This is a genomic window from Kitasatospora sp. NPDC059571 (genome assembly GCF_042735675.1).
Classification (GTDB): Bacteria; Actinomycetota; Actinomycetes; order Streptomycetales; family Streptomycetaceae; genus Kitasatospora.
Genome location: NZ_JBHWBW010000225.1, coordinates 1 through 4,099, shown reverse-complemented (window position 1 = coordinate 4,099; position 4,099 = coordinate 1). Strand labels below are relative to the sequence as shown.

The window sequence follows — 4,099 nt, the reverse complement described above, 5'->3', positions numbered from 1 at the left end:
CCGCGGACACCCCCACCGCGGGGGCGGCGTGGGCGCGCACCTGCTGGGGGCGGCCGCGGCCCCGGGGGGCACCGCGGCGGCCGGGCGGCTCCCACCGGAGCGGCCCCGCGGCGGGGGAAGGGGCGGCGGAGGCTGGGGTGGCGGCGAGGCCGGCCAGTCCGGCGCCGGTGGCGCCGGCCAGCAGGCCGCGCCGGGACAGGGGTGAACGACCGTCCGAATGCGAAGCGCTCATGGTCCGTCAGCCTGGCGGAGCACGGCTGAACGGCGCGCCCACCGGGGGTTGAACAGCTCCCGACGCGCTGCTGGGCTACCTCTCCGCGTCGACGGCCAGGTGCGGCGGGGCCTCGGTGCGCGGGCCGACCCGGCTGGGCCACCACATCCGGTGGTCGAGGTCCATGGTCAGCGCGGTGACCAGGACCGACCGGACGACGAGGGTGTCCAGCAGGACGCCGAGGGCGACCGCGAAGCCGATCTCGGTGAACGCGACCACCGGCAGCGTGCCGAGCACGGCGAAGGTGGACGCCAGGATCAGGCCGGCCGAGGTGATCACGCCGCCGGTGGCGGCCAGGCCGACGATCGCGCCCGTCCGCGTCCCGCGGTGGGCGGCCTCCTCCCGCACCCGGGTCATCAGGAAGATGTTGTAGTCGATGCCGAGCGCGACCAGGAAGACGAACACGAACAGCGGGAAGGCGTTGTCCTCCCCGCTGAAGTGGAAGAAGTGCCGGAAGGCGAACACGCTGATGCCCAGCGCGGCCGCGTACGAGAGCACCACGGTGGCGATCAGCACCAGCGGCGCGACGACCGCCCGCAGCAGGCCGCCCAGGATCAGCAGGACGACGGCGAGGACCAGCGGGATGATCACCCGGTTGTCGTGCGAGGCCGCCCGCCCGGCGTCGAGCACCACCGCCGTGTTGCCGCCCACCTGCGCGTGGGCGCCCGGTACGGCGTGCACGGCGGAGCGCACGCGGTCCACGGTGTCCTTGGCGGCCTGGCTGTCCGGTGGATCGGCGAGGGTGGCCTGGAAGATCGCCTGGCCGTTCTTGACCAGGACGGGGCCGGTCCCGGCGATCCCCGGGGTCTCGGCGGCGGTCGCCTTCACCCGTACGACGCCGTCGGCACTGGAGATGATGGTCAGCGGTGCGCCGGTGCCGCCGGGGAAGTGCGCGGCGAGCACCTGCTGGCCGACCACCGAGTCCGGCTTGTTGGTGAAGGTGCTGGCGGTGGAGAGCCCGTTGGCGTTCAGCGAGGCCAGGCCGAGACTGCACACGGCGAGGGCCAGCGCGGTGCCGATCCAGACCTTGCGGGGCCGGCGGCCGATCCATCCGCCGATGTGCGCCCAGCGGCCCGAGCGGGTCGGCTCGGGTGTGCCGTAGCCCGGCTTGACCGGCCAGAACACCCAGCGGCCGACGATGACCAGGGCGGCCGGCAGCAGGGTCAGCATGGCCGCGAGGGCGACCAGGACGCCGATCGCGCAGACCGGGCCGAGGCCGCTGGTGGAGTTCATCTCGGCGACCAGCAGGCAGAGCATGGAGGCGATCACGGTGGCCGAGCTGGCCAGGATCGCCGGACCGGCCCGGTGCAGGGCGTACGCCATCGCCTCGTGCCGGTCCTCGTGACGGCGCAGTTCCTCCCGGTAGCGGGCGGTGATCAGCAGGGCGTAGTCCGTGCCCGCGCCCAGCACCAGGACGATCAGGATGCCGGCGCTCTGCGCGTTGACGGTGAGCCCGGCGTGGTCGGCGAGCAGGTAGACGACCGCCTCGGCGACGAACAGCGCGATGCCCGCGGAGAGCAGCGGCAGCAGCCACAGCACCGGGCTGCGGTAGGTGAGCAGCAGCAGCACGATGACCACCGTCACGGTGGCGAACAGCAGGGTGCCGTCGATGCCGGCGAAGGCCTCGGCCTCGTCGGCGCCGACGCCGGCCGGGCCGGTGACGTGGGTGGACATGCCGTTGCTGTTCTCGGCCGCGGTGGCGCGCAGCGAGTCGACGGCGGGTTTGAGGTCGTTGAAGCCGCGGGCGCCGATGTCGATCGGGACGATCGTCTGCATCGCCTGGCCGTCGGCGGAGAGCTGCGGGCCGACCACGGCGCCGCCGACGTGCGGTGCCCGGGCGAACTCGGCGGCGTCCCGGACGGCCTCGGCGCGGTCCGCCACGGTGATGCCGGAGGGCCGCTGGTAGACCACCACGGCCTGGGCGGTGTCGGTCGGGAAGAACGACCGCTGGGCGTTCAGCACCCGGGTGGACTCGGCGTTGCCGGGCAGCCAGCTGGACGCCTCGTTGTCCTCGGCACCGTTGAGCTTCCCGGCGAGCGGCACGGCGGCGAACAGCAGCAGCACCCAGACGGCCAGGACGACCCACTTGCTGCGCCGGCCGCACGGCAGCGCGGCGAGCTTCGCGGACGGACTCATCAAGCGCCCCCTCGGTGTCCCGGGCTGCTCGGCGTGGAGTGCGGCGTGCCGCGCCCCGGCGGGCGCACGGCCTCTCCCAGCATGCCACCGGACGCCCGGTCGCGCCGGGCCCTGCGTCCGGGCGGGGCCGGGCCGCGGACGCCGGGCGGGGTCTATGGTGTGGCTCATGAGCTCACACTTCGACGTCGTGGTCCTGGGTGCGGGCCCGGGCGGGTACACCGCCGCGGTCCGGTCCGCGCAGCTCGGGCTTCGCACGGCGGTCATCGAGACCAAGTACTGGGGCGGGGTCTGCCTGAACGTCGGCTGCATCCCGTCCAAGGCGCTGCTGCGCAACGCCGAGCTGGCGCACATCTTCACCAAGGAGGCCAAGACCTTCGGCATCAAGGTCGAGGGCTCGGTCAGCTTCGACTACCGCGAGGCGTTCCTGCGCAGCCGCAAGGTCGCGGAGGGCCGGGTGGCCGGCATCCACTACCTGACGAAGAAGAACGGGATCACCGAGTTCGACGGCTGGGGCACCTTCGTCGACGACCACACCCTGCAGGTCTCGCTGACCGCGGGCGGCATCGAGACGGTGACGTTCGACCACTGCATCATCGCCGCGGGCGCCACCACCCGGCTGCTTCCGGGCACTTCGCTGAGCGACCGGGTGGTGACGTACGAGGAGCAGATCCTCACCGACACCCTGCCGGAGAGCATCATCATCGCGGGCGCCGGCGCGATCGGCGTCGAGTTCGCGTACGTGCTGCACAACTACGGGGTGAAGGTCACCATCGTCGAGTTCCTCGACCGGATGGTGCCGCTGGAGGACGCCGAGGTCTCGGCGGAGCTGGCGAAGCGCTACAAGCGCCTGGGCGTCGAGGTGCTGACCTCCACCCGGGTGGACGCGATCGACGACTCCGACCCGAACGCCAAGGTGCGGGTGACGGTCACCCGCAACGGCGCGCAGGAGGTGCTGGAGGCCGACAAGGTGCTCCAGGCGATCGGCTTCGCACCGCGCACCCAGGGCTACGGCCTGGAGGTCACCGGGGTGAAGCTCACCGAGCGCGGCGCGATCGCCGTCGACGGGCGCAGCCGCACCAACGTCCCGCACATCTACGCGATCGGCGACGTCACGGCCAAGCTGATGCTGGCGCACGCCGCGGAGTCGATGGGCGTCATCGCCGCGGAGACCATCGCGGGCGCGGAGACCATGGAGCTCGACTTCGTGATGATCCCGCGCGCCACCTACTGCCAGCCGCAGATCGCCAGCTTCGGCTGGACGGAGGCGCAGGCCCGCGAGCAGGGCTACGACGTCAAGGTGGTCAAGTTCCCCTTCACCGCCAACGGCAAGGCGCACGGCCTCGGCGACGCGGCCGGCTTCGTCAAGCTGATCAGCGACCAGAAGCACGGCGAGCTGCTCGGCGCGCACCTGATCGGCCCGGAGGTCACCGAGCTGCTGCCCGAGCTGACGCTCGCCCAGCAGTGGGACCTGACCGTCCACGAGGTGGCCCGCAACGTGCACGCCCACCCGACCCTGGGCGAGGCCGTCAAGGAGGCCGTGCACGGCCTGGCCGGCCACATGATCAACTTCTGATCGCAGCGCCGCGGCACTCCGCCCGGCGGCCCGGGATGGTGAACCCCGCCCCCCCCCCCCCCCGCCGCCCCGGGCCCGACCAAGCGCGCGCGCGCGCGGCCGGCCCGGCCCCCGCGTGT

2 protein-coding genes and 1 pseudogene are annotated in these 4,099 nt (G+C 73.1%); 1 reads left to right on the top strand and 2 read right to left on the bottom strand.

Annotated elements, in window-relative coordinates; all coding sequences use genetic code 11:
- Both ACFV0G_RS23220 and ACFV0G_RS23215 read right to left on the bottom strand, forming a co-directional pair.
- Positions 1 to 232 (bottom strand): annotated as a pseudogene (locus ACFV0G_RS23220) (hypothetical protein); the annotation flags it as partial.
- A 75-nt stretch (positions 233 to 307) separates the two neighbouring features.
- Positions 308 to 2,407 (bottom strand): MMPL family transporter, encoded by a 2,100-nt coding sequence (locus ACFV0G_RS23215; RefSeq protein WP_380551041.1) that lies wholly within the window; start codon positions 2,405 to 2,407, stop codon positions 308 to 310.
- A 166-nt stretch (positions 2,408 to 2,573) separates the two neighbouring features.
- On the opposite strand from ACFV0G_RS23215, the gene lpdA reads away from it, so the two are divergent.
- Positions 2,574 to 3,980 (top strand): dihydrolipoyl dehydrogenase, encoded by a 1,407-nt coding sequence (gene lpdA, locus ACFV0G_RS23210; protein WP_380551038.1) that lies wholly within the window; start codon positions 2,574 to 2,576, stop codon positions 3,978 to 3,980.
- Positions 3,981 to 4,099 lie beyond the last annotated feature (119 nt).